A 25,031-nucleotide genomic window follows, 5' to 3' on the forward strand; every position below is an offset into this window, starting at 1 on the left:
CTGGATGAGGCGAAGTTCTGCTGGCCGGCATTACCGATGGCGTCGTGCGACTGACGGCGGCACAGTTGCAGGCACTCCTGGAAGGCTTCGACTGGCACGACGGGTGCACGAGACACGCGGGACGCGTGTTCCAACGACGGCGAGCTGACCACCGCATCATTGCCAAATCACTGGAATCCTAGGCGAATTCGCTTCGTGACCCACGCGGCCGCTGCCCTACCCCACGATCCTCACGCGCTTCAGGCGAAGCTTCATGCTTCTGGCCGCGCGTGCGGAGAATGAGAGGCTGCGCCAGATATCAAGGAGTTGCAGCGCTATCGCTTCGGGCGAAGGGCGGAGAGTGCAGCGCGACATTCAAGTTGAGAGCGCGGATTGCCTCCCGTAACGTGCCCCGAGACTCGAGCGTTACCTCATCCATTTTGCTCCCGGCTTGGAGCGAAGGAGGCCGGGCGCGGAGATGGCCGGGGTTTCGCAGCGCCCGGCCTCCTTCGCGAGCGCCAAGGTGCCTCAGTGTGGCCTTGCGATCTCCAGGTGCGCATTTCGCAAAAGCCGGACAGGGGTTCCGCTAATTCCCGGACAGCGATTTCGCTAATGTCGGGGGCGGCGACGGTCCTCGGCTGCCTTGTTGCGTTCATGGATGATTGATTTCGCTGTTTTCGGCGCCGGTCAAGAGGGGCGCTGCCTTTTGCTTTCGCATGCTGTCGCCATGGAGCACGATGCGGTGGGCGTTGTGCACGATCCGATCGAGAATGGCGTCGGCGACGGTTGGGTCTGCGATCAAGTCATGCCATCTGGCCACCGGGACCTGGGCGGTGATCAGGGTGGATTTGCGGCGATAGCGTTCCTCGACGATTTCGAACAGATGGAAGCGCTGTTGGTCGGTGAGGGAGTGGGTTCCGAAGTCATCCAGGATGAGCAGTTGCGCGCGGGTGAGCTTGTCAATGAGGCGTGGGAAGCGGCCATCGAGACGAGCGAGCGCCAAATCCTCGAACAGGCGCGGCACGCGCACATAGAGCACGGAATGATCGAGCCGTGCCGCTTGCCGGCCGAAGGCGCAGGCCAGCCACGACTTGCCGGTTCCGGTCTGGCCGGTGAAGATTAGGTTCTCATGCGCCTTCAGCCATTCGCCCTGGGCGAGCGCCATGGTGCTGCGCCGGTCGAGCCCGCGCGGCGCGGCAAAGTCGATGTCCTCAATGCAGGCTTCGGGAAAGCGCAACCTGGCTGAGGCGAGCCGGTTCCGGACGCGCTTGTCGGCCCGTATGGCNCGGCTGAGCTCGTTGGCGTTGTTCCGTTCGGCCAGTTCGCGCCAGGCGGCAGCCATGCCGGCCAGACCGAGGGATTGCATCTGGTCGAGGGTGGGGTTCGTCAGCATTCTTTCTTCCTTTCCTTCACTGGTAATAGGTCGAGCCGCGGATGTTGGCGTGCTGGGGAGTCGGCTTTGCCGGTTCTGAGGAGCTGGCCCGGTCGAGGCCGGCTTTGAGGATGGCGGTGACGGAGGAGTAGGCGATCGCGTTGATCAGCAGCGCCCGCTCGCAGGCGGCATTGAGACGCTCCGGCCCATAGCGCGGCGCCAGCGACAGGATGCCCATGGCCGAGCGATATCCCTGTTCCGGATGCGGTCGGTCGCGCATCATGCGCTCGACCAGAATGGCGGCGTTGGGGCCGATCCCGGCCGCCCGGCTGATCAGGCTGGCCGGCGTGGTGTTGGCGTAGCGCTGGTGCGCCTTGGGCATGTGTTCGTTGACGGTGACATGGCCGGAACGCTGTGAGCGACGCACATGGCTGGCGACACGCTGGTGATCGTGGAAGATCTCGACCACTCGANGAGTAAGCCGCACCTCGACGGTGCGCCCGATCAGCCGGTGCGGCACCGAGTAGAAGGTCTTGTCGACTTCGACATGGTAGTCAGGATGCACCTTCGCCGACTTCCACTCGGCGTATTCGAACGGTGCTGCCGGCAGCGGCTTCAAGGCGGCCCGCTCGATCTCCTCGAACAGTTCGCGGCGGCTTTGGCCGACATGGCGCATCGGCCGGTTGTTCAGATCCTCGAGCAGTTCGGCGATCAAGCTCGGCGATCGAGAAGAAGGATCTATTCCTGAGCCGTGCCAGAATCCAACGCTCGACGATCAGCACCGCGCCCTCGACCTTGCCCTTGTCGCGCGGCTTCCGGCTTCGGGTCGGCAGGATGGTGGTATCGTAATGCTCGGCCATGGCTGCAAAGGTCGCGTTCAGCGTCGGCTCGAACCACAGCGCCTTGACGACACCGGCCTTCAGGTTGTCGCATACGATCGCTCTGGTGACACCGCCGAAGAAGGCGAGCGCTCGCACCTGGCCCTCGATCCAGTCCGGCAGCTTTTGGCTGGAGCTGGCAAAGGCGAAGGTCAGATTGGAGGCACCCAGCACCGCGACAAAAATCTGCGCCGGGTAAATGGCGCCGGTCGCCGGATCCATCACCGGCACCGTCTGCCCGGCATAGTCCGTCTGCATCACCGCGCCCGCCGCATGCCGGTTGCGGAATGTGGCGCTCGTCCGGCGCTCGAAAGCGGCGAAGTGCTCGCAGAACCAAGTGTNCCGCCGCATGCCGGTTGCGGAATGTGGCGCTCGTCCGGCGCTCGAAAGCGGCGAAGTGCTCGCAGAACCAAGTGAAGTGTTATGCTGAACATATCACTTGTTATGTTGCGGCCAAATTTATGTTGTGGCCGCAGGGGGATGAGCCAAGGATCTCGGTGATTTCCTTGGCCCAAGCCGCCACATAACAAGAACGGCGACGGTGGTTCGCTACAGGGCCCTCAGGAATGCCATCAATGACGGCAGAGATCGCTGCCGCGGGGGCTCTTTCAAACCGCTGATGTCGACCTTGGCCAACGCCTTGGCCTTCATTTCCAGATCAACCTCGGCGTAGATGTGCGTGGTGTCCAACGACACATGGCCGAGCCAGGCGCGGATCGTGTTGATATCGACGCCGGCACGCAGGAGGTGGACGGCTGTCGTGTGCCGAATCGTATGGGGGCTGACGCGCTTCGTGGCCAGGGTCGGCACGTTTTTGCTCGCCATGGCTGCATATCGCGTCACGACGCGGTGTATTCCGAACCGTGTCAAAGGTTCCTTCATCCGCCCCAGAAAGACTGCATCGCTGCTATCCCGATCGGTCACGAGGCGAGCCAGCGATAGCGCCGTCGCTGGCCACAATGGGCAGGTCCGGATCTTGTTTCCCTTGCCATGAAGGCGCACGGACGGAGACCCGCCCAGCTGAAGATTGCCGACCGTCAACTTTGCTGCCTCATCGGCGCGCGCACCGCTGTTGTACAGGAATAGCAGCAGGGCATGGTCGCGCGCCCCAAGACTCGTACGCCTGTCGGGTTGACCGAGGAGCGCATCCATCTCAGCCTTTTCGAGATAGCCGATCGCGGCCTTTGCCGTCTTCTTGAATGGTACTGCCCTTAACTCGGAACACCAGGCCAGGTGGACTGGCGAACGCATGCCGATGAAGCGTGCCAGCGAATGAATGGTCGCAAGCCGTTGGTTACGGGTTGCTTCGCTGCATTGGCGATCACGTTCCACATGGTCCAGGAATTTGCGGACGATCGCCGGTGTCAGCTCTTCCACCGTCATACGATCGATTGCACGACCTCCCTGCTTGCTTGCAAACGGCAGCAGCAGTGCAAGCGTGTCGCGGTAGCTGGCTTGGGTGTTGCGGGAAAGATTGCGTTCGGCGACCAGGTGCTCCAACAGGAAACGACGGATCCACGGACCAAGGAGGCTCTCATCCTTCATGGTTGGCCCCCATTGCATATTGCGCAAAGCGCTGGCTGGCTGCATCGAGGAGATCGGGCGTCATGTGCAGATAGCGCTGCGTTGAACGTATATCGATGTGGCCAAGGTAGGTTGCGAGTTGCGGGAGCAACCGTTGCACGTCTTGACCGGAGCGATACCAGGCAATCACCCGATGCACGGCGGCCGTGTGACGAATATCGTGCAGTCGTGGTGGCCGAAGCTCTCCGACAGGACAACTGATTCCGGCGGCTCGGCGGACATGCTGGAACCAGGAAATGACCCGCACATAGTGCCACGGCCGGCCATCGCGCGTGGTGAACAACGGGGATTCTTCCCCGCGCGGCAAAGGGAGAAGGTGCCGGCGTTCGATATGCGCAGCCAGCTCGCAGTTGAGCTTTGGTCCGATCGGCACGAGACGCGTTTTGAAGAACTTCGTGTCGCGGACGGTGATGATCTGCTCGGTCAGGTCCACGTCGTGCAAGACCAAGCGAAGCGCCTCGCCGATGCGCATACCGCTACCGTAAAGCAGCAGGAGAAGGGTACGATAGATTGCCGGCACCTGAGGACTGTGCCCAACCTTCAGGATCGAGGTCGCGTCCAGCAGTCGACGTAGCTCTTCGGTGGAGTAGACGTACGGGGTCTGTTGCGGCGGCAGCTTCGGCAATGATGTCGGCAGTGGCGAGAACGCCGCATGGCCGCGGCTGACGGCGAAGCGGTAAAAGCCGCTCAGGACTTTGTAGCGCAGCATCCAGGCGGCGCTGAGAGAGCCGCTGCCTTGGAGAAACGCGGCTACCGTCTCTGGGGTAATCTCGCCGATCTCGGGATTGCCCATTACGTGGCAGAACCTGCGCAGCAGCACCTCGGCGGACTCGAAACGCATGCCCAATGACCGCTGCTTGGTCAGATAAGCGTCGACGACATCGGTCAGCATCATTGCAGCGCTCCCAGGTCGAATGCACCAACCTCGCGAAGAGCTGCCAAGTTCACCTTGGCGTAGATGCTAGTTGTCGCCGCGCTACGGTGCCCCAAATGGTCCCCGATCTCCTTTATCGACAGACCTTCGGCAAGAAGCCGAGAGGCGCAGGCATGGCGCAGCGCGTGCCCCCCGCGATGGGCCGCTTCGATCCCGAGCGCGACAAATCTGCGGTTCGCGACATCATAGATGCTCCCCGCCTTCAACGGTCGGCGGGGCGCTTGCATACAGAGGAAGACTTCCGGGCACGCCGACGACGGCCGTATCGTGTCAATGTAGCGGGCGAGCGCCTAACAGACGAGACGAGCGGATACATTTGTGGCTGGCGGCGCTTCAGACGGAAAAGCCGTAGCGTCCGACCGGCCCAGTCGATCTGATCGAGGCGCAATGCCACTACTTCCCCACTGCGCATTCCATAGACCGCAAGCAGCAGCAGGATTGCACGATCGCGGATGTCCCGCGGCTTGTCGGTCTCAGCATCGGCCAACATGCGTTGCACGTCTGACCAGTCCGGGGCGTACGGCAGAGATTCCTGTCGGTATAGCCGGGGACGGCAAATCGATCCCGCCAGGCTTTCGGCGCACATTCCCCGCTTTCCTGCGTAGCGCAGAAATCCGCGCAGAGCCGAAGCCGTGTTGGCGACCGAGACGCGGGACCATCGTCCCGTTGCCTTGGTAACGAAATAAGCGTCGATGTCTGCGGCCTGAAGATCCCCGAGTTGCCGATCTGTCTGGTCGCACCAGCGCAGGAACCTGCCGATCACACGCGTCCATTGCTCGAGCGTGGACGCTGTGAAGCCGCGCTCATCGCGCATCCACCTCACATACTCGTCGAGTTGGCTCTGATATACGAATCTGGCACTCGGTTCACGCCACCAACCGAGAAATCGAAGCCAAGGTCGTCCGATATCGACCACTCTTCGCGCCGCGGTGACGGCTCCGTGGGCCTGTTGCCTCTCAATGGCGATCCGTCGAAGTGCCTCGATGTCGATGCCTTTGGAAGAAGCATCCGGGCCGAGACGCGTGGCAATCCACAACAGCTCGCTGCGCTTGGTTCTGAGAGAAAAGGGAGTGGTGCCGCGTTCCGCGCAGTGGCGAAGGTAACGATTCCGCTCTTCGGCAAACGGCGCGCCATCATTGTGGTGGCCCGACGAGTGGCCGGCATCAGTCGTCTGATCCATAGCAAACCTCCATTGGAAAAGGCTTGCTAGCCAGCCATTAAGTTATGTTGCGTCAAGAACCCAACGACGGCCAAACGCCTGAGAAATAAAAGGACTTCCGCAACATAAATTTGGCCGCAACATAACAGGTGTAGCCGTAGCCGTCGGGATGGGCGGCGCGATACTCCTGCCACAACAGCGTCAGCGTCACCCCCTTGCGCTTTAACTCCCTGGCGATCAGCGCAAAGTCCGGTTCGCTCAGGTCTTGCGGCGGACGACCGGCACGGCCAAACAGCAGCCGCTNAAGCGTCGCCTCGTCGTGGCCGGGCGGCAGCGGCCAGCATGCCAGCCCGGCCTCCCGCGCCCGCAGCAAATAGGTCGATACCGTCGTCTTGCTGATCTTCAGCCGTTCTGACACCTCACGCACCGAAAGACCCTGCTCATGGGTCAGGCGCAAGATCGCTTGGATATCCCTCACACTCGTTCGTCTCGCTTGCTTCCGTCTCGGCATGGCCCCTCTCAACGTCATCGTGAGAGGCCAAACTGCCAGAACGGCGCAGCCGAGAACCGACCGTTAAATCCGCTCCCGAAAACTGTCCGGGATTTANGAGAGGCCAAACTGCCAGAACGGCGCAGCCGAGAACCGACCGTTAAATCCGCTCCCGAAAACTGTCCGGGATTTAACGGAAACGCTGTCCGCGAATTACCGAAATCACTGTCCGGGATTTAGCGAAAAGGGTGTCCGGGAATTACCGAAAAACGCACTCCAGGATCGGCTGCTCCTTGTTCAAGCGGCCAAACAGCAACGCGTCCGCCTGTTCGCTGCGCCAGACCTTTAGCCGGTGCTGAAGCGTTCGAAGCAGTTTGTCCGGGTAATCGCCGGGATACTCGGCCTGCAGTCGTGACAGTAGTTCGCTGCCGGTCCGCTATGGTTCGGCTTCGAACCAATTTCTAAGTCCGCAGTCGCCTTGACGAGAGGGTCGGGACGACGTCGGCCTCTTTTGGCGTTCATAATCGGGCGATCCGTCGGCCGGAGAGCACCGTCCTTCCAGGCAGTCCGCAAAGTCGCCAGGAAAAGGTCGATCGGCTGAGCTACCCCGTCAGGGCGCACGGCCGGCGAAGTATCGGCATGCGCAGCGAGCCGCTCCTGCATGGCGCGGATATCGCGCAACAGCAGGAGAACGAGTCCGGCGTAGATTTCCTGCAGACGGGAGCGGACTGCATCTGAAGTGCGAGGTCGGCAACCAGACGCTGATGCGGCGTAGCCGGCGGACTGTACGTCTTGCGCACACGTGCGCCGTCGCGCTGCTTTGCGATCAATTTGAACGACGGTTGAAAGAAGTTAACGAACAGCCGCGCTGATCGGTAGAGCTTCGCCAACAGCGTGACGGCCTCGAGCCCCTCGAACCGACGATATCCGACCATCCTACGCACCACGGCGCCATTCTTCTGCTCGACAAAGGCCTGGTCATTCTTGCGGTAGGGGCGGCAACGCGTGAAGACGATGTTTGCGGCGGCGCAATAGGCCTTCAACGTCTCGTTTATGAAAACGGTGCCGTTGTCCGTATCCAGGCCGAGAAGCGCGAAGGGCAGTTGCTGCGCTATTCTGGGAGCACCGTGCTCAACAGCGTCTGTTCGCGAACCAGCAGCGGCGCACATTCCGTCCAGCCGGTCGCGATGTCGGTGAGCACGAGGGTTTGGATGAAACTGCCGCGAGCCCAGGGGCCGCTATGGGCAACGAGGTCCGCCTCAACGAAGCCTCGCGCTGGATCGTCGCAATCCGCCGATGTTCTAATGGGAATGCTCGGTCGCAGGGCGTGCGCTGCAGTCCCAAGCCTTCTCGGATCGGTCCCAGCGTCCTGTCGATCGTGGCTGCGCTCATCGCCATCAATTTGCCCCGGATTTCGGGCGCCAGGTCAAAATGACCGTGCCGTTCCATCGCGTCGAGAAGGACGGGCAGCAACGCCTTCAGCCGTTTGCGCAGACGCGGTCAGACGCCTCCCAGAGCAATATTAGCGCATTGCGTTTCGCTTCATCATAAATCCGCGGCCGCGCTCGCCGGCCTGCAAATGGCCCCTCGCCGCGTCGTAGCAGCCGCATCGCGTGCTTGCGGTGAAGCCCGTGACGACGACAAACTCATCCAAAATTCTCGCCTTCTCCGCTCGCGTCGCAGCACGATAGCGCTCTGAAACCGCCGCCGTCAGTTCTTTCCTTGTGGCCATCCTCAGCCGTCCCATAGTTGCCCCTGCTCATCACCCCTCGGTAGAGAGCAACTTATGTGAGGCAACGGTTGAACATTCAGGAACATTTTTGACGAGGCAATGCGCTTCTCATCCAGATCGTCGCGCTACAGGAGAGCCTGCCTGAGGACCAACTGCTTTTGGGGCTGGAGGAAGCCGAGCAGGTAGAGGCGGAAGGCTTCTCATATGCTGGTGTCGAAGTATGCCGACCACCTTCCCCTATATCGTCAGGCCCAGATCTACGCCCGCCAGGGCATGAATCTCGACCGTTCGACACTCGCCGACTGGGTGGCCAAGGCAGCTTTCCTGCTTCGCCCTGTGCATGAGCGGCTGTTCGAGCGGCTGAAGGCATCAGACAAGCTCTTCGCGGACGTGCGGGCAGTTGTTCGCCTATGTCCGAGACGACCGACCTCGGGGCGGAATGGACCTACCCGGCGTCGCCTATCTCTACGCTCCGGACCGGAAGGCCGAGCAGCCGATCCGGCATCTTCAGGGCTTTGTCAGAACCCTGCAGGCCGACGGATACGCGGGCTACAAGGCACTGGCCGAACGCAACGCGTCCCGTCATCAATGCCCTTGAACGATCGCTTTGCTGATCGAGTCATGCAAGCTCAACGGCATCGAGCACGCGGTAGCCAGAAAGGTCGATGCCTTCCAATATCTGCGCGATCTTCTCCGGGGCTCTGCGAAAGCATGCCTTCGCCCCAGATGAGTTCCATCGCCCGGCCGATTTCCTCCACCCGCCTGCGAACGAACGATTTTTTTTACCATTTCTACGTCCACACTATAAACATAAACTATGATTATCCCGAACTCACGGCGATTGTAGGGCAATCCAGTTTTATGCAATTTTCTATTATTTTATGACCTTTTATTGATGATTGTTTAGTATTTCCCTTCCTATTCACGAGCAGGTCGATAGTCTCGCCGAGGCTGTCGATGGCGCGACGAAAATACATCCATTGGCCTCGATGTAGGTCTAATGTGCCATTTTCCAGTGACGCCCAGTCTAATGGTCGACGCTCAGGCCACGCTCGGCCATCATCTCTTCCAGATCGCGCAGGCTGAGCTTGTAGACAGATAACAGCGAACGCACAGCAGGATCACGGATCGATCAAAATGGCGGCCTTTGAACATGACAAACTCCCGGAAAAAAGAGCAAGCGTCATGCAGAAAATGATCTTTCCGAGACGTTTGCAACAGAACCCTTGCGAGCCCGACGAAGTTAACCCGTCGCCTTAGCGATCGTCAGGGGACGATGCGACTTGTCAGCGTTTGATGGCGAGTGCCGTCCGCCTCGTGCGCTCGCCTATACCGCACAATCGACATCGTGGGTTCAGAAACTCCAAGGCGGTGGAGCCGATCCTGGGGCTGACGCCAAAGCTGAGCGAGCCCAGGAAAGCAAGCGGATTGGATGTTGCTCTGCGGGGCGCTCAATGCGTTCTGGGCGAGTATGATGAAATGGCGCCGTAGCGAAGTGCGCGGAATGCTTTGCAGCAAGTTATCCCATGCAATTTCAGCGGCGTGGAGAAGCAATCCGAGCGACAATATTGGACCTTGCACGCACAGTTGCATCTGTTTACACTACCGTGACGAGAGGTTTTGAAGCGCATCCCCCGCAGCATCCAGAGTGAATGCTATATCTTTGGCGGAATGCGCGGCCGATACATACCAGAGGCCTTCTGGGGTGATCCGGACACCTCTATTCTGCAAGGCGAGGTGCCACGCGGCCTGAAGGTTAAAATCGAGGCCTTCGGCCGCCGACCGATGATTTAGGACCTGCGTAGGCGCGACTCTGAAGGCTGTCGTGACTGCGCCGGGGCTCGCCCGAATAACTAAAGGCAGCTGAGTTTGCTTTGCTAGGTCTCGAAGACCCCGCTCGAGCAATGCTGCACGTTGATGGACAAGTCGAAGTTTTGCGCCGGAACTTGCTGCCAAGAGGGTTAAATGCTTAAGTGTACCCACGATGGCGGGTGGGTAAGCATTATAAGTTCCGGTGTGTACCGTATTAGTCACAACAAGCCGGTTCATAACATCCCGGCGCCCAGCAAAAGCAGCTAGGCAAACACTTCCACTTAGAGCCTTTGCGAACGTGCTTAGATCCGCGGCGACGCCGAAGTACTCTGCAGCTCCTCCGAGCGAAGTCCGGAAGCCCGTTTGAACCTCATCAAAAATCAACAGCGCGCCGTTCGCATCGCATTGTTCTCGAAGGAACTTCAGAAACCCCTTGATGGGTCGGACATTGCTCCAGAAACTATTAAACATGATCGGCTCGGTGATGACCGCTGCGATCTCCCCACGGAATTTGTCAAAGGCGCCTTCGACCGCTTCCGGGTCATTCCATTCAGCGGTCACTATATTGGAGGCATCCGAGGAGGGCTGTCCGAGAGACGACGGGGCTGGAAAGGATAAACCACTGTGACTGGTATTAGCACCCAGAAACCCCCACGAAATGCCATCGTACCATCCGTGATAGTGGCCGGTAAATCTGATGATTTTCTCCCGACCAGTCGCCGATCGAGCTAGCCGAACACTGGCATGGATCGCCTCCGAACCGGAATTGCAGAACCTGACCATTTCGACGTTGCTCACAAGAGAGCAAATTAATTCTGCAAGTTCTGCCTCTGCCTGTATCTGGCCTGCGAAAAATTGACCAACCTTAAGTTGCTGACATATGGCGTCTATGACTTCGGGGTCTCCATGTCCAAGGATTAGTGGCCCTCTGCCGAGTACGTAATCGATGTATTCGTTACCATCCACATCCCACACTCGAGCACCATCGCCTTTAGCGTAGTAAAGAGGGAACGGGGTCCAATTCGCTCGATTTCCGCTCGAAACCCCTCCCGGGATCACAGCTCTCGCCCTCTTGAGGAGATGTTCCGATGCCTTAAACGAGTTGCTCACATTTGCCTCCGACGTCTAGTAGGTTCATAAATGGCGGTCGTCCGAGCGCTCATCGCAGGTAGTAGCATGCGTCCGTGACCTCTCATCCTATTTGTCTGAGAAGATTGAGCCGGCTGCCTCCGGGAAGAGGCCCATCATTTCGCAAAAGTTAAGCGAGTCAACCGGACACGGGTAAAAAAAAGACGTCTATTTGTTTAGTTTGTTTACAAAATATTTCGACGCATAATAGAATGGCATATACTTGGTTACATAGACAACACTGTTTGTCCAAAATTCGTCACATTACTTTTACGAACTCTTTATAATGATAACTTCACGTCTTATGTATATATGTCCAGCACGACGGCGTGAGGACGTTGACGGTTCCGATCAAGCGCAGCTGTTTTCAAAGCCGGATGATACATCCCGGAACTTTTTCGCGCGTATGAAAAATAGAGGCTAGAAATGGTGAAAAACCCCGACGCGACCAGCAAGTTGGAAGCACGTACCGATATACATCCGTTAAGCGGCATTCGAGTCTTGGCATTTACGCACTATGCCGCTGGCCCAATTGCCGCGCAGTACCTGGGCTCGCTGGGCGCAGAAGTTATCAAGATTGAGGCGCCAACGGGTGATTTTCAGCGCAGCGGGATCAAGGAGTCCACAGCTCCCGATGACGCCCCGAGTCCCTATTTTTTAGGCATGAATCGAAACCAGCGGTCGCTGTCCATTGACCTCAAGAGGCCGGAAGCACGGTCTGTCATCCGAAAGCTGATCTCGCCGGCGGACGTGATCCTAGAAAATTTTAGGCCAGGCGTTTTGGAGCGAATGGGTCTCGGTAACAAAGAAATTATCTCCGAGCACCCTGGCTTAATTTATTGCTCTATAGCTGCATACGATCCTGCTGGGCCTAGCAAAAACAAGCCGGGTCAAGACTTGATCATTCAAGCTCTTTCGGGCATCGCAAGCCTCGGCGGACCGGCGGGCGGTCCACCCATCCCGGCGGGCGCCTATGTCGTGGATACGTACACCGCATCGCAAGCCGTGATCGGTATACAGGCGGCTCTAAGGCACCGTGATCAAACAGGCCGTGGACAGTGGGTCCGTGTCGACATGATCTCGTGCGCGTTACACTTGTTGGCATCGGAGTCCACCTATTTTCTAAACGCGCAGACACCGCCAACAAGAGCTCGGCATGCCATCAGCCACGTCTGCAACGGGGCGCCTTATGGTATTTACGCAACTGTTGACGGTGCGGTGGCCCTTGTAGCACATGCGGCATCTTTGCCAGACATAGCGGTGGCGCTGGGAGTAGCAGATCAAATCGTGCCGTTGCTCGAAGGCAAAGGTGCCTTGACCAACCGTGATCAAATCGCGGCATGCCTGTCAAATGAGATCCGTCAGCTAACTACTGATGAGGTAATTTCAGGTCTTTCACCGACGGGCGCTTTGTTAGCTCCTGTCCGAAGCGTTGGCCAAGCGCTTGCCGATCCTGACGTCGCCCGCGACCTCATTCGTGAGGTCAACCACACTTATGGCGGCAGCTACCGGGTGGCCGTTGAGCCGGTGAAATTTACAGATTCTCCTCTCGTCTTCGATCGTCCGGCGCCTGCGTTGGGAGAGCACTCGATCGAGGTTCTCCGCGAAGCAGGCGTCGGCGCAGATGACATTAAATCCCTAATTTCTACTGGAGCGGTTCGGGTCCCTGCGACTTCGCTAGCTCGAGACTCTTGAAGCGATGCGACCCAAGTAGAACTTTGCGACTTGGACCTCACTGATGCTCAAGGGGTGATCTGAGCACGAGCCGTGATGTGACAGGTCCTAACTTAGTTAAAATGTGTTGGCGCAAATAATTGAGACGCCGGGAAACATCGACATCCTGATCGGCCTTGTAGGGCTTAGCAAGACTATAGGACGGGAACTGAAGAATAGGAATACTCGTAAACTCCATTACACGGATGTTGAGGGATGAGCTTGTCGGAACAGAGACGCCGGAAGAACCTGAACTTTTTGAGGACTCTACCCGATGAGGCGCGTCTGCAGACCAGAAGAAATCGCTTCTATTGTGCCTTGGCTCGCACCAACGAATCCAGCTTCTGGACGAGCACAGTGTTTGACATCTCTGGCGGACGGGGGAACTACGAATGAACCTAACAACGAAACGCCTCGTATTACGCGAATGGAATCCCGAAGATCTACAGCCATTGGCACGTATCAACAATGATCCCAGAGTGGCTAGGTATGTCGCAAAACTTGCGGATCGGCGTGTTCTGGCAGCTTGGATTGCGGGCCAACGCGAGCACTTCAATAAGCACGGGTATGGCCTTTGGGCACTGGAGCTATCTGGTGCGGCTAAACTGATTGGCTTCTGTGGTCTTGTCAAAGTGCCATATCAAGCGCATTTCACGCCGGCGGTTGACATTGAGTGGCGGCTCGCTTCGGCCCATTGGGGCCGAGGTTACGCCACTGAAGCAGCATCGGCTGCGCTTGCATTTGGATTTGGACATCTTCGATTGAACGAAATTGTCGCTAACGCTGCAGTTGCGAATTTGGACTCCAGACGCGTTATGGAGCGGCTGGGAATGACCCACAACCCAAAAGATGATTTCGACCACCCCCTCATGGCCGGCGATGACCCGTTGCAGCGTCAAGTACTGTACCGGATCAAGGCTGAGAATTGGGGGAAATTGAAGGCGTCGTCTACTGGCTGAGCTTCGACCTGGAGCGCTTCATTCGGTCAAAAAACTCCGATGTACGCATCGGGGTCGACCAAAGTTGCACACCGTCTACTCACAGTAGGGCCAACTTGACCGCTCTAATCGATGGAATCTAACGCTTGGTTTCGACCGCAGCGATGATTTCGTTGGGATCGGCGGCCCTAAGGGCTTGGGTGGCCGGTTGTGCTCGGCGATGTAGCGATTGATGGCGGCCTGCAGGTCGACGACGGAATGGAGCACGCCCCGCTTGAGGCGACGCTTCGACAGTTTGGCGAAGAAGCCCTCGACGGCGTTGAGCCAGGAAAACGAGGTCGGGGTGAAGTGGATGGTGAAGCGCTGATGGCGGTTGAGCCAGGCACGCACCTTGTGGTGCTTATGGGCGGCGTCATCGTCGAGGACGACGTGGACGGCCTTGTCGATCGGCACCTCGGCGTCAACGGCGTTGAGAAAGCGGATGAACTTCTGGTGGCGATGGCGCTGCATGTTGCGACCGATGATGGCGCCGTCGAGCACATTGAGAGCAGCAACAAGCGTGGTCGTGCCGTTGCGCTTGTAGTCGTGGGTCATGGTGGCGAGCCGCCCCTTGTTCACGGGCAAGGCGGGCTGGGTGCGGTCGAGCGCCTTGATTTGGCTTTTCTCGTCGACAGAAAGCACGATGGGATTCGCCGGCAGGTCGGCGTAGAGGCCGACGACGTCGCGCAGTTTGTCGACGAAGTGCGGATGGGTGGAGAGCTTGCACTGCCGCCAGCGATTCGGCTGCAGCCCGTATGCCTTCTAGATGGGACGCACCGCGCTGAGGCTGACTTCGCCGCTTGCGCCATCATGTCGGCAGTCCAGTGCGTCGTCTCGCCCGGCGGGTGTCGCAACGTCAGCGACGCTCGGCCCCTTCCGGTCCGAGCGGCGGAATGCGCGAGGGCCGCGTCTTCTCGCGCACAGTCCCTCGAAGCCTCCTGCCAGCGCCACACACAGGCCTTCGACTTGCCGGTTTACCGCATAATTTCGACGGTGGCCCAAGCCGTCGGAGCTCAACAGCCGCGCATGTACTCCTGCGGCGCATTGCGATCTCTGATCAGTGCTGTCAGGCGCTGGCGATCGGTCAGCGAAACGGTGAATGATATTCCTGTGCGCTTAACGGAAATCCCACCCGGACTCTTACGCTAGGTGGGAACCTTTAGCCGATGGGACAATCATATTCTTAATGGAAGGAGGAATTCGAGGTGCGCGTTGTCAACTCTCTGGTCGAGCGCTGCTTCGCCGTCGTCTCGTTACTCGCTAACGAAGCGGCGGCCATGCGGCTGGGCGAAATTGCCGAGCAGCTGGGGCTGCAGAAAAGTGCCGCCCACCGCATGCTGAACGTCTTATGCGAGATCGGTTGGGTAGAACAAGAACAAGTTACCGGATTTTACAAACTTTCGCTACGTCTCGCAATATTGGGGCAACGTTTTCTCAGCGCGACACACCTGACGGACGTATGCCAGCCTGTGCTCGAGGAGCTTGCAGCCGCGAGCGCAGAGTTGGTTCGGATGGCGGTCATCCAAGGCGAGACATTGACATGGATAGCGCAGGTCCAAGGCGCAAAAAGCGGCCTGAAGTATCAGCCGGAGATGGTGGCAAAGGTGCGTCTCGGGAGCACAGCCAACGGCAAGGCATACCTGTCCAAGTTGCTCCCGAAAGATGCGCTTCGCATCGTGATCAAAAGCGCTGATGACGGGCAAGACGGGACGATTTCGTCGGTGGAAGATTTCATAGAGGAACTAAAACTGACCCGAAAACGCGGCTGGGCTATTTCTGACGGGCAAACAGAACCGGGTGTGGTGGCCATCGCAGCTCCGATCACTTTGATAGGTGGCCCAGCGGTAGGTACTGTCAGTGTCGCCGGGCCCAGTTCACGCCTTACTGAGGAACAGCACGGTAGCGTCGCGTCCTCCGTTCTGGCTGCCGCAGCGAAGCTTGGGGAATTGTGGCCTTTAAGACAACCGTGCACTAAGGCAAGCTAATTCGCGATGATCCGTTCGGTGGACAGGCATTAAGCTAACATCGCCGTTTCCTCGAACTCAATAGGGCTGAGGTAGCCCCAGCATCGAGTGGCGCCCTTGCGGATTGTAGAGGCCGTCACTGCCGCGCTTGACGGTAAGACCGTATGTCCGCCTCTGTCGGTGAGGTGGCTCGCCCTACACTGCGCGTCCGAGGGTTGCTCGGGCGGGCCGAGCCGATCCTCATCACAGGAGGACGAGCCGTGGCAGATTATAGGGAAGCATTTGTCGGAATCGATGTCGCGAAGCTGAGGAACGCCATCGCGATTGCGGACGCTGGCCGGGAGGGAGAGGTTCGCTTCTTCGGCGAGGTCGACGCGTTGGAAGAGAGCATGCGCCGAGTTATCCGGCGGATCGCCGCCAAGTTCGATCGGGTGTATTTCTGCTACGAGGCCGGCCCGACCGGCTACGGTCTCTATCGGTTGATCCGATCGCTCGGCCACGAATGCATGGTGGTCGCCCCATCGCTGATCCCAAGGAAGCCCGGCGATCGGGTGAAGACGAACCGCCGGGATTCTCTTGCGTTGGCTCGACTGCTGCGCGCCGGCGAACTGACCGCGGTTTGGGTTCCTGATGAAGGTCACGAAGCCATGCGGGATCTCGTCCGCGCCCGGGCGGCCGCGGTCGAGACGCTTCGCGTCCATCGGCAGCATGTGAGCGCCTTCATGCTCAAGCACGGGCGTATCTATCCCCGCAAGAAGGGCTGGACGATGCGCTATTTGCGCTGGCTGCAGGAGCAACCGTTCGATCACCCGGCGCATCAGATCGCGCTTCGGCGCGGAACACGGCGCGGATCGTGGCGGCGCTATAGACACGCGGATCCTCACCGAGGGCGGGCAGCAGCCGCTTGACCATGCGGCCCTGCCGCGAGACCGATCGATCGGACAGGCCGCGATGAACGGATATGCCGCGCGCCGCATAAGCAGGTTTGGACTAACCCGCTCCGCGATTGCGGAGCGGCAAGGAGGGTGTGTGCCGACGGCGTGGTCTTGATGGCGTCGTCTGTCGCGCTGGTCATGTGTCCACAACAAGCTCCGACTGCGTCAGCATGGAGTGGCTGCTTGCAGCCCATTCCATCGGACAAAGGAGCTTGTCATGACCCAACTTCGCCAGCGCATGAGCGAGGACATGCAGGTGCGCAACTTCGCGCTCAACACCCAGCTGTCGTATCTGCAACAGGTCTCGCTATTCGCCCGCTACTTTAGCAAGTCGCCGGATTTGCTCGGGCGGGAGGACATTCGGACCTATCAGATCTATCTGACCAACGAGAAGAAGCTGGCGCCCGGCTCGATCCACATCGCCATTGCGGCGCTGCGCTTTCTCTACAAGGTGACGCTCGAGGGGACTGGGCGCCTGAAGAGGTCCTGCCGCTTCCCAAGAAGCCGCAGAAGCTGCCGATCATCCTCAGTCCCGAGGAGGTTCAGCGGTTCCTCGGTTGCGTCCTCGACGTCAAACACCACGCCATCCTGACCACTTGCTATGCCGCCGGCTTGCGCATCTCGGAAGCGGTTCGGCTGAAGCCCACGGGCATCGACAGCCAGAGAATGGTCATTCGCGTCGAGCAGGGCAAAGGCCAGAAGGACCGCTACGTGATGCTGTCGCCCAAGCTGCTGGAGATCCTGCGTAACTATTGGAAGGCGCGCCGGCCAAAGGCGTGGCTCTTCCCCGGCGATCATGCCGACCAGCCGATCACCAGGGATGCCGTGGGACACGCCTGCGCGAAAGCGCGCGACCGCTCCGGCTTGTCCAAACCGGTCACGCCCCACAGTCTGAGGCACGCCTTCGCCGTCCATCTGTTGGAAGCCGGCGCCGACGTGCGCACCATTCAACTCTTGCTCGGTCACCGCAGCCTCGCGACCACCGCCCATTACCTGCGGATTGCCACCAACAAGGTCTGCGCCACATCGAGCCCTTTTGAGCTCTTGCCGCGTCCGGCGCCCATCCTGCCGCCACCCGCCAAGCCTCAGTACTTCTGAGCTCGCGCCGATGGCCCGCTCGGGGCCGGAAGTGGCGGATATCTTCCGCTGCTACGGAGAAGCCTATCGCGAGCAGCATGACGCGTCGCTGTCGACCGCCCAGCGCCGCGTCATGACGGCGATCGAACTGTGCCGGACCGCCGCGCTCGGCGGGCACGTCGAAGCGTGCGATCACTGCGGCCATAGCCGCATTGCGTTCAACAGCTGCCGCGATCGTCATTGCCCCCGCTGCCAGTCGCTGGCCCGCGCGCAATGGCTGGAGGATCGTCGCGCCGAGCTTCTCGACACGCAATACTTCCACGTCGTCTTCACGCTGCCGGAGCCCGTTGCCGCCATTGCCTTTCAGAACAAGGCACTCGTCTACAGTCTTCTCTTCCGCGCCACCGCCGAGACCATGCGCACCATCGCTGCCGACCCCAAGCACCTGGGCGCCGAGATCGGCTTCTTCGCCGTGCTGCACAGCTGGGGCCAGAACCTGCTCCATCATCCGCATCTGCATTGCGTGGTCCCAGGCGGCGGCCTTTCTGCCGACGGCGATCGATGGATCGCCTGCAAGCCCGGCTTCTTTCTGCCGGTCCGGGTGCTCTCACGCCTGTTCCGACGATTGTTCCCGGAGCATCTGGAGAAAGCCTTCGACGCCGGCCAGTTGAAGTTCTTCTCTGACTTGCAGGCCCTGAGCGAGCGCGATGCGTTCCGGCGCTATCTGGCACCGCTACGGAAGGCCGAATGGGTCATCTATGCCAAGCCACCCTTCGCCGGTCCCGAACGGGTCCTCGACTACGTCGGCCGCTATACCCACCGCGTCGCCATTTCCAACAATCGCCTCGTCGCCATCGAGGACGGCAAAGTCGCCTTCCGCTGGAAGGACTATCGGCACGGCAGTCGGCAGAAGGTCATGACCGTCGCGGCCGACGAGTTCATTCGCCGCTTCCTGCTACACGTCCTGCCCGAGGGCTTCCATCGCATCCGCTATTACGGCTTCCTCGGCAATCGCTATCGCGCGCAAAAGCTCGCCTGCTGTCGTGACCTGCTCGGCATGCCAGTTCCAGAGCCGTCGGACAGCCGATCCGCAAAGGACTATCGCGACCGCTACGAGGACCTTACGGGGCATTCCCTCAGGCAATGCCCGGCGTGCCATCGCGGGCAGATGATCATCATCGAAACATTCGACGGCGTCACCGGACGCCCGCCATACCAAGATACGTCATGAAGCAGGGGCGTCGCCTTCGTTGTCATCAGCATCGCGCCGGCCTGCTCGGAAGCCAAACTGAGCCGGCCCCGCAAAAGTGTGCGCCGTCATCACCGGCAAGCTGTCCCAGGCAGGCCGCGGCGCCGATCCTCACATGCCGGAACCGATATCCGTGCCGCTTTCGGCGCACCCCACGCCTCAATCGCCGCGTCCGCACCACCAAGAGATGCCTGTTGATGGGTGCGGCCCTAATTGAAAACCCATAGCGGCCACCCGTGCCGGCGGCTTAGTCCAACACGTTTTTAGCTCACCGTCGCGATCCACCGCAGCGCGCTCTCGCCACCCGCCTTGCAGCGCGACGCCAAGCTAAAAACGCTCTGCATTATGCCGATCACCGAACTATGCCGAGTGAGCAAGTTTTTACCAACACTTTCCTCAACATAGCGGTAGCTGGATCGGCATAGCTTAGGCTCTCTCCGTCGCAATTGACGCGAAAGGAGAGGACACATGAACGCAAGTGACTAGGCGAGGCCCCACACCTCTTCCTGCTTCAGGGTTTTCATGAAGCTCTCCGCCTTCGCGTTGTCGTAACGGTTGCCGACCGGCTCATGCTCGCCTGGATACCGTGAACATGCAGAAGTTCGGAATAGGCCCCACAAGCGTATAGGGCGGATTCAAGCGGTCGTCGCAACACCAATTGTGTTCACTCACGACGGCAACTCGTCAAGCGCCTCCGCCGGCGTCTTTAGGTTTTTCTCGGTCGGGCTTTGAGAGCCGCGGCCACGGTGCGGCGCGGCGATCAGGATGAGATTCGTATTGCCTCGCCCAAGAGTGTTCCCAAAGAACAATGCCGTTGCCTCACTCGGATGTTCTCGATTGCCTCACTGATTCTCCCCGAGATTTAGCCTCTGCCCATCCCGTCTTGCTCGGGGATGATCTCACCGCACGACCTCTACAATTTCCGTCCGGGCGGTATCGGCGAATGGCCCGAACACCAACGCATTGGCTTGCGTACTGCGCCAGATTTTCATTCGACGCTGCACGGTTCGAATGAGGCTGTCGGGATACACGCCGGGATATTTGACCTGCAAGCGTTTAAGCAACTCTCGTGACGTTCGCCAAGGCTCTGCCTCGAACCATTCCTCAAGCTCTCTCGAGGGCCGGCAAACCCCGACTGCTGAACGACGATGATCGAGTTGGCCTGGCTGTGGCTGCGTGCAATCAACAGGGTTCAGCGCTGACCCGCTGGTTTCATTAACGCGCAATGCGCAATCAGAGGCGCCTCAAAGAGACAACGATCTTCGCCCTAAGCTCGTGGCTCCGTGAAAATACGTGACCGCAGGCGTCATCGAGGGTGCGATCATGAAAGCTATCAGACGAGACCACACCGACGCACCATCCCTCGAGGCCTGGCCAGCCTCGGCGGATCCAGGAGGCGAACCGAGATCTCGCCTTCTGGGCGCCTGCCGCCTGCAGCCGGATATTGGTGCAGCCGTTCCAAGCGGCGACCCTATGTGAGTTTCACTAAGCTCGATCGGCCAAACCGTATCACGCAATCGGGCCCAGCTCTGGATTCCGCCACCAAATTGGAACAACACGAGCAGCCCTAACACACCTCTTGACCTAAGAATGTCATGTGAACCCGGATCAAACACCTAGCTCGCGCAAAGCTTTGGCGGCGATCGGGCTTCTTCGTTCCAAGATGAGCTTTCGTCCTAGATTTCTACGAGTTGAGAAGTCTGATCAGAGCCGCGGGCGCTTGTCAGCCCATGGCTGCATCTCTTCGAATGCCGCTGCAGCCTGCAACACGCCCAGATCGTCAAAGCGTTTGCCAACGATCTGCAGTCCGACTGGCAGCCCCGCCGGAGTAAAGCCGCATGGTACGCTTGCGGCAGGGTTCCAAGACATGTTGAATGGGTAAGAGAACTCCGCCCACGTGATCCAGTCCCAAGGATGCGTCGGCCAATGATCGGGCATCAGCTTCTCGGCGAGATCTTGCTACCGTGCTGTGTCGGCATGTCCTTGGTGTTCGAATGGTCTTTGATCGTGACGGGCACCCCGTGCAAGCGTCCAATTCGCACACCGCTCATCAACGCAGCTTCCGCCTTCATGGCATCATTCATTACGCGATCTGCGGCGAGGTATGCGAAGGCGTTTACCTTGGGCTCCAGCTCGGCAATGCGGGCCAGGAGGGCGCGAATGTACTCAACTGGCGAAATCTTCTTGGTGCGGATCAGTTCGGCCACCTCGACAGCCGGAATGAAGCCGATATTCTGAGAGTTCACGATCATTCCATTTTCAACGAGTCATGTAGATTTCTGTCGCAGCTTCTCCTAAAGCCTGCTCACACACTCCCATAAGGACGATGAGCGCTGTTGCACCCTGCGCCGCAGCTATCTGCACTTGTGTCATCATGTTCTCTCCTGGTATCTGACAGCCGTAGCCTCCGTCATTTGCGCGCGCGCGATGATCGCTCATCACTCGCTGCTACAGACGCTCTGCCAAGAGCACTGCATTTGTCGTGCCGACGAGAAGAACATTGGGAAACGGCACCATTCGCTTCCGCCACACTCGTGTCTCGGAGCTGATATCGTCGCGTTTCCGACAGACGGGCCGACGACGGCAAGCACGCGGGAGTTATCTCTCGGTCGTTGGCAGAGGATGGGTGCGATCGGCATCGCCTGGTCGTCCAGTGTCGGAATTCTCGCCATCGACTGGCCGGGCGCGGAATCGCAGTCCGGAAGAGCTCGCTCGTCGCCGGAAAGGGCGGAGTCCCGAGAGATGTCGAATCAGTCTCCCATGATCGAATGCTGATCGTGTGGGCACTGTCGTCGAGGTGGTCCCGGGATGGCTTGGCTGCCCTTCAGATGATCACGTGCTGCGGGTGCTGACCGATTTGCTCAACGGCTGCCATGAGGGCGATGCCAATTGTAGCGATGAAGCCAGCGAGGCAATTCGGCGGTGCGTTCGTAAGAGGAGTTGTAGGCCCGCGCGTACCCCAATGCGTATGGCATTCAAGAACTGCATCTCCTGGATTAACTAGAATGACCGGATCGCGGGCACCACCGACTTCTCAGGCACAGTATTCCTTCTAATATCTGCTCAATGTTTATGGTTGGTCAAAAGTGGCGCCAGCTTGAGCACTGACCTTGTCATGGCGCCTCAAGGCAGCAGCAGCGATATGGCCAGCATTTGATCGCGCTGGAGCAAATCTGGGGATTCATTCGTCACGTCATCAAGGTCTGGCGGCTCGGATCCAACTTCCTTGCAACTGTCGAAATGCTCAGCCCTTTGGCCAGCTCGGCTAATGCAGCCAGACCGCCAGATCAGAAAGAGCACGCTTGCGAAATAGGCCAACTGAAGGAGCAACGAACAAGCCAGCGTCGTGACGACTACTGTGCTGACGGAATGAGAAGCGAAGTAGACAATCTGAGCGTTGCTGCAGAGGACCAGCCCCAGGACGCGACAAAAGATTTTTAAGGGCAACGCCGTTCTCCTGGTTTGTCTCCTGAGATCAGGCTTCGACCTTGTCGGCCGCAACATGGGTCTGGCAGTTCTTCGGGCAGACGCGGGCGCAAGCTCCACAGCCAATGCAGCGGCCAGCATGGTCGACGACCATGATCATGCGATTGAGCTCGCCGTCGAAGTCGTCGTCCTCGGCGTCACAGACGCCGAGGATTTCACCCGCATCATCGACGCCGTGAAGGTGCATGACCTCGCGCGAGCAGACCTTGAAACAGCGGCCGCAGCCGATGCAGGTCGTGCCGTCTATAGCGGTGAGATATTCCGGCATCCATCCGGAGCCGTCGCGGGTGGTGAATGTGCTCCTCATCGTAACTTCTTCATTGCAGCGAGCTCTCTCTTGGCACCATCCAACTCGGCAAAAACGGCCGACGTTTCCTCGGCAACTTCCTCTATCTCCGTCCATTTTCCCGGGAGATCCTCTGGAAGGTCGCGCAATTTCATCTTGGCAACTGCCGCGCGCAGCTGAAGCTTTCGGACTTTCTTCCCCATCTCATCTAGCTTTGACATAGATCCTTCCTCGAAATCGGTTTCTTCACGCCCGTGCCACGTCGGGATAAGCTTCAATGGCTGCAGTCGCATCGTCGACCAGTTTCGTACCGGCCTCCGCGAGCTTCCTGAACGTCTCGAAGCCGAACCGGTGGATGTCTCGACAGAGCGACCAACCGCCCGGCCGTGAAAAGCAATCGTCCGAAGCCCCCATGGGTTTCAACTCAATCATTGGCGGTGTCACCAGGCCGGAGCGCTCCTCGATCGCAAGCCCCACGGCGGTGTAAAACATGTCGAGCCTCGACAGCACGTCCGGATCGGGATCTCCGATGACAGGGATCGCACGGCGCTGTTTTCTGGTGACGATGAAGTCGGCCAGCAGCTCGGCGTCCGATTTGCCTTCCCATGAGCCGTAGGACTCCTGAGCACGGATCAGCCGCACGAGGCATTTGACGAACGGGGTGGCAAGGGCCGCCTCGTCCTCGTTGACCGCAGGGCTGATTGCGGTTTCAGACATTTCGCCTTCTCCTCATTTCAGTCCTCTTCCTCGAAGCAGGATGTCTGTTTTCTGGGACGCTTACTTCGGGCACACTTGGGCAGCCGACGCCCGGCTCGGCGCGGGTGATTCCACGCAATTGATGTCCCTCGGGTCGACCTTGAACACGTCCTCGACTGCGAAGTCTTCCACGCGAATTCGCGTTGAACATCACTTCCGCCGCAATGCGGCCACAGGCCATGAAGATTTGAGCCGCGATCCTGCTGCAAACGATCGACCAAGTGCTGCATGGACCCTCCTTGCTGCGGTCACGCCAGGGAAATGGACGAATTGGCCAGTAAGCCATTTCCGACCAACTACCCTTTTTTATCTTTCCTCCTCGGCCGACCGCGGTTTGGCACCTTCGGGAAATTGTTTTGCGCAGCCGCAAAGAGAGCGCTGCAACAAGCCTTCGCACCCCTGTACTTGGCGAGGGCGTGCAGCAAATCCGGCAGATGCTGCTCTTTCAATTCGGCCGGGATAGGCTCCGGACCGTCCAGCGACGTCAGTGCCAGTTCGACCAACTCGATCGCGCGATCATTGTTGCCATTCTCATGATAGTACCGGGCGACCGCGGGATAGGACCGGAACTTAGGACTGTCGCCTTGCGGGGGATTCAGCGCCAGGATGTGTTCGGACAGCTCCTTGCCCATCGCGAAGCGCTCAGCAGGGGGAAGGCGCGAATGGTCATTGGCCGGATGGAAAAGTTGGTCTAGCGCCGAAACCATCCAATCCTCGGAATTTTTGTCGATCGCGTCGCGAACCAACTGGCGCATCACGGCCAAGCCGGTCCACATGTCTTGTATTTTTTGAAGCAACAGATGTGCATGAGCCAGGCGGAAATTGAGGTCGTCCGGCATCAAGGCAATGCCCTCTTCGATCGCCCAGAGCGCCGTCTTCCAATCTTCCAACTTCTCCGCCGCCCAGAACCTGTCATCGATCGGCTTCTTCAACGCTTGTTCGCGCGCCAGGGGCTCGCTTGTGGCGATCCGCTCATGATCGGCGGCTTTCGCTTTCTTGCTGGTACGCCAGCTGCCGTTGAGCACTTTCGGCAAAACCTCACCGAGTTGGCTCGGATGACCGATAAAGGCGATGCAGCCGTCTCGGTCGACTACGAACGAGGTCGGAATCCCGACGCAAAAGCTGGGTTCCCTCCAAAGCTTCTTCATTTCGCCTGTGTAGTCGAACGCGATCCGATAGTTCAGTTTCGAGCACTCTTCGGCCAACCACGCGTCCAACTTGGTCCGGGCCTCGATGGCCGTTGGAGCGTCTTCATCAGCCGCGATCCCGACGACCTCAAGTCCGCTGTCCTTGTATTTCTCCTGTAGCCGCATCAGCTCGAGCATCTCCGCCGCACATAGTTCGCACCAAGTTGCCCAAAATTCGACGATATAGACTTTGCCGGGCTGGAAGTCCGCAAGGGGCTCGCCACGCAGCCAGTCCTCCACTTTGATCGAAGGAGCCGGAGACCCCATCCGCAACATCATCTTGCCCTCCAAAGCTGTTGCCAAAGGTTGCGTGACCTTATGCGCAAGCTTGTT

The 25,031-nt window shown here is 59.2% G+C and carries 16 protein-coding genes and 10 pseudogenes; 7 read left to right on the forward strand and 19 right to left on the reverse strand.

Annotation, left to right across the window (positions count from 1 at the left end; genetic code table 11):
- Positions 1 to 631 precede the first annotated feature (631 nt).
- From istB to X743_RS01000000169190, 8 genes and pseudogenes are all read right to left on the reverse strand, one after another.
- Positions 632 to 1,372, reverse strand: a complete 741-nt coding sequence (gene istB / locus X743_RS150065) for an IS21-like element helper ATPase IstB (RefSeq protein WP_023766830.1) — start codon at positions 1,370 to 1,372, stop codon at positions 632 to 634.
- A 16-nt stretch (positions 1,373 to 1,388) separates the two neighbouring features.
- Positions 1,389 to 2,793: pseudogene (istA, locus tag X743_RS1000000170885) on the reverse strand (IS21 family transposase); the annotation flags it as partial.
- 105 nt (positions 2,794 to 2,898) lie between these two features.
- Positions 2,899 to 3,819, reverse strand: a pseudogene (locus X743_RS150060) (tyrosine-type recombinase/integrase); the annotation flags it as partial.
- Positions 3,764 to 4,708 (reverse strand): tyrosine-type recombinase/integrase, encoded by a 945-nt coding sequence (locus tag X743_RS150055; protein WP_023766834.1) that lies wholly within the window; start codon positions 4,706 to 4,708, stop codon positions 3,764 to 3,766. The gene X743_RS150055 and the pseudogene X743_RS150060, both read right to left, overlap by 56 nt.
- Entirely contained in the window at positions 4,705 to 4,974 is a 270-nt protein-coding gene (locus tag X743_RS1000000173975; protein ID WP_280801307.1) for a tyrosine-type recombinase/integrase, read from the reverse strand. Before X743_RS1000000173975 ends, X743_RS150055 begins: the two co-directional genes overlap by 4 nt.
- Positions 4,950 to 5,927 (reverse strand): tyrosine-type recombinase/integrase, encoded by a 978-nt coding sequence (locus X743_RS01000000169185; protein ID WP_023766836.1) that lies wholly within the window; start codon positions 5,925 to 5,927, stop codon positions 4,950 to 4,952. Before X743_RS01000000169185 ends, X743_RS1000000173975 begins: the two co-directional genes overlap by 25 nt.
- Before the next feature lie 127 nt (positions 5,928 to 6,054).
- Positions 6,055 to 6,417: pseudogene (locus X743_RS150050) on the reverse strand (helix-turn-helix domain-containing protein); the annotation flags it as partial.
- A gap of 238 nt (positions 6,418 to 6,655) precedes the next feature.
- A pseudogene (locus X743_RS01000000169190) lies at positions 6,656 to 8,143 on the reverse strand (ISNCY family transposase).
- A 183-nt stretch (positions 8,144 to 8,326) separates the two neighbouring features.
- On the opposite strand from X743_RS01000000169190, the pseudogene X743_RS1000000170890 reads away from it, so the two are divergent.
- Positions 8,327 to 8,699 (forward strand): annotated as a pseudogene (locus X743_RS1000000170890) (transposase); the annotation flags it as partial.
- A 352-nt stretch (positions 8,700 to 9,051) separates the two neighbouring features.
- Here the strand turns inward: X743_RS1000000170890 and X743_RS1000000172860 are convergent.
- Both X743_RS1000000172860 and X743_RS150045 read right to left on the reverse strand, forming a co-directional pair.
- Positions 9,052 to 9,283, reverse strand: a pseudogene (locus X743_RS1000000172860) (IS6 family transposase); the annotation flags it as partial.
- Between the two features lie 447 nt (positions 9,284 to 9,730).
- Positions 9,731 to 11,050: an aspartate aminotransferase family protein gene (locus X743_RS150045; protein ID WP_032923194.1), complete on the reverse strand. Its 1,320-nt coding sequence runs from the start codon at positions 11,048 to 11,050 to the stop codon at positions 9,731 to 9,733.
- Between the two features lie 444 nt (positions 11,051 to 11,494).
- Between X743_RS150045 and X743_RS1000000169900 the strand changes: the two genes are divergently transcribed.
- Both X743_RS1000000169900 and X743_RS1000000170900 read left to right on the forward strand, forming a co-directional pair.
- On the forward strand, positions 11,495 to 12,763 hold the full coding sequence (locus X743_RS1000000169900; RefSeq protein ID WP_023766842.1) for a CoA transferase: 1,269 nt from the start codon (positions 11,495 to 11,497) through the stop codon (positions 12,761 to 12,763).
- A 410-nt stretch (positions 12,764 to 13,173) separates the two neighbouring features.
- Positions 13,174 to 13,740: a GNAT family protein gene (locus tag X743_RS1000000170900; RefSeq protein WP_031257902.1), complete on the forward strand. Its 567-nt coding sequence runs from the start codon at positions 13,174 to 13,176 to the stop codon at positions 13,738 to 13,740.
- A 118-nt stretch (positions 13,741 to 13,858) separates the two neighbouring features.
- On the opposite strand, the pseudogene X743_RS01000000169195 reads toward X743_RS1000000170900, so the two are convergent.
- A pseudogene (locus tag X743_RS01000000169195) lies at positions 13,859 to 14,885 on the reverse strand (IS630 family transposase).
- 78 nt (positions 14,886 to 14,963) lie between these two features.
- On the opposite strand from X743_RS01000000169195, the gene X743_RS150040 reads away from it, so the two are divergent.
- The 4 genes and pseudogenes from X743_RS150040 to X743_RS150035 all read left to right on the forward strand — a co-directional run bounded on the left by X743_RS150040 (position 14,964) and on the right by X743_RS150035 (position 18,965).
- Positions 14,964 to 15,743, forward strand: coding sequence for an IclR family transcriptional regulator (locus X743_RS150040; protein ID WP_023766845.1), 780 nt, complete (start codon positions 14,964 to 14,966; stop codon positions 15,741 to 15,743).
- A gap of 143 nt (positions 15,744 to 15,886) precedes the next feature.
- Positions 15,887 to 16,555: pseudogene (locus tag X743_RS0136430) on the forward strand (transposase); the annotation flags it as partial.
- A 319-nt stretch (positions 16,556 to 16,874) separates the two neighbouring features.
- Positions 16,875 to 17,755, forward strand: a pseudogene (locus tag X743_RS01000000169200) (tyrosine-type recombinase/integrase).
- A gap of 10 nt (positions 17,756 to 17,765) precedes the next feature.
- Positions 17,766 to 18,965 carry an IS91 family transposase gene (locus X743_RS150035; RefSeq protein ID WP_023766849.1) on the forward strand — a complete coding sequence of 400 codons (1,200 nt, stop codon included), beginning with the start codon at positions 17,766 to 17,768 and terminating at the stop codon, positions 18,963 to 18,965.
- 917 nt (positions 18,966 to 19,882) lie between these two features.
- On the opposite strand, the pseudogene X743_RS1000000173445 reads toward X743_RS150035, so the two are convergent.
- The 8 genes and pseudogenes from X743_RS1000000173445 to X743_RS150010 form a co-directional block, all read right to left on the reverse strand.
- Positions 19,883 to 20,113, reverse strand: a pseudogene (locus tag X743_RS1000000173445) (transposase); the annotation flags it as partial.
- Between the two features lie 574 nt (positions 20,114 to 20,687).
- On the reverse strand, positions 20,688 to 20,921 hold the full coding sequence (locus X743_RS1000000173450) for an amidase family protein (protein ID WP_031257904.1): 234 nt from the start codon (positions 20,919 to 20,921) through the stop codon (positions 20,688 to 20,690).
- Positions 20,921 to 21,235, reverse strand: coding sequence for an amidase family protein (locus X743_RS1000000173455; RefSeq protein WP_023766850.1), 315 nt, complete (start codon positions 21,233 to 21,235; stop codon positions 20,921 to 20,923). The genes X743_RS1000000173450 and X743_RS1000000173455 overlap by 1 nt, the downstream gene beginning before the upstream one ends.
- 871 nt (positions 21,236 to 22,106) lie before the next feature.
- Complete coding sequence (locus X743_RS1000000174125; protein ID WP_348625903.1) at positions 22,107 to 22,550, reverse strand: exopolysaccharide production repressor protein; 444 nt, start codon at positions 22,548 to 22,550, stop codon at positions 22,107 to 22,109.
- Positions 22,459 to 22,776: a ferredoxin III, nif-specific gene (fdxB, locus tag X743_RS150020; RefSeq protein WP_023766852.1), complete on the reverse strand. Its 318-nt coding sequence runs from the start codon at positions 22,774 to 22,776 to the stop codon at positions 22,459 to 22,461. Before fdxB ends, X743_RS1000000174125 begins: the two co-directional genes overlap by 92 nt.
- Positions 22,773 to 22,976 carry a CCE_0567 family metalloprotein gene (locus X743_RS150015; protein WP_023766853.1) on the reverse strand — a complete coding sequence of 68 codons (204 nt, stop codon included), beginning with the start codon at positions 22,974 to 22,976 and terminating at the stop codon, positions 22,773 to 22,775. The genes fdxB and X743_RS150015 overlap by 4 nt, the downstream gene beginning before the upstream one ends.
- A 25-nt stretch (positions 22,977 to 23,001) precedes the next feature.
- Entirely contained in the window at positions 23,002 to 23,472 is a 471-nt protein-coding gene (locus tag X743_RS12460) for a DUF269 domain-containing protein (protein WP_023766854.1), read from the reverse strand.
- 335 nt (positions 23,473 to 23,807) lie between these two features.
- On the reverse strand, positions 23,808 to 24,977 hold the full coding sequence (locus X743_RS150010) for a TlpA disulfide reductase family protein (protein ID WP_023766855.1): 1,170 nt from the start codon (positions 24,975 to 24,977) through the stop codon (positions 23,808 to 23,810).
- Between the last annotated feature and the right edge of the window lie 54 nt (positions 24,978 to 25,031).

Origin of the sequence: Mesorhizobium sp. LNHC232B00 (assembly GCF_000502435.1) — a bacterium.
Lineage (GTDB): Bacteria > Pseudomonadota > Alphaproteobacteria > Rhizobiales > Rhizobiaceae > Mesorhizobium > Mesorhizobium opportunistum.

Excerpts from the sequence above, each read along its gene's own strand:
- X743_RS150055 (WP_023766834.1), bottom strand. The coding sequence starts at position 4,708 with ATGATGCTGACCGATGTCGTCGACGCTTATCTGACCAAGCAGCGGTCA.
- X743_RS1000000173975 (WP_280801307.1), bottom strand. The coding sequence starts at position 4,974 with ATGCAAGCGCCCCGCCGACCGTTGAAGGCGGGGAGCATCTATGATGTC.
- X743_RS01000000169185 (WP_023766836.1), bottom strand. The coding sequence starts at position 5,927 with ATGGATCAGACGACTGATGCCGGCCACTCGTCGGGCCACCACAATGAT.
- X743_RS1000000169900 (WP_023766842.1), top strand. The coding sequence starts at position 11,495 with ATGGTGAAAAACCCCGACGCGACCAGCAAGTTGGAAGCACGTACCGAT.
- X743_RS1000000170900 (WP_031257902.1), top strand. The coding sequence starts at position 13,174 with ATGAACCTAACAACGAAACGCCTCGTATTACGCGAATGGAATCCCGAA.
- X743_RS150035 (WP_023766849.1), top strand. The coding sequence starts at position 17,766 with ATGGCCCGCTCGGGGCCGGAAGTGGCGGATATCTTCCGCTGCTACGGA.
- X743_RS1000000173450 (WP_031257904.1), bottom strand. The coding sequence starts at position 20,921 with ATGCCCGATCATTGGCCGACGCATCCTTGGGACTGGATCACGTGGGCG.
- X743_RS1000000173455 (WP_023766850.1), bottom strand. The coding sequence starts at position 21,235 with ATGATCGTGAACTCTCAGAATATCGGCTTCATTCCGGCTGTCGAGGTG.
- X743_RS1000000174125 (WP_348625903.1), bottom strand. The coding sequence starts at position 22,550 with ATGCTGGCCGCTGCATTGGCTGTGGAGCTTGCGCCCGCGTCTGCCCGA.
- fdxB (WP_023766852.1), bottom strand. The coding sequence starts at position 22,776 with ATGAGGAGCACATTCACCACCCGCGACGGCTCCGGATGGATGCCGGAA.
- X743_RS150015 (WP_023766853.1), bottom strand. The coding sequence starts at position 22,976 with ATGTCAAAGCTAGATGAGATGGGGAAGAAAGTCCGAAAGCTTCAGCTG.
- X743_RS12460 (WP_023766854.1), bottom strand. The coding sequence starts at position 23,472 with ATGTCTGAAACCGCAATCAGCCCTGCGGTCAACGAGGACGAGGCGGCC.
- X743_RS150010 (WP_023766855.1), bottom strand. The coding sequence starts at position 24,977 with ATGATGTTGCGGATGGGGTCTCCGGCTCCTTCGATCAAAGTGGAGGAC.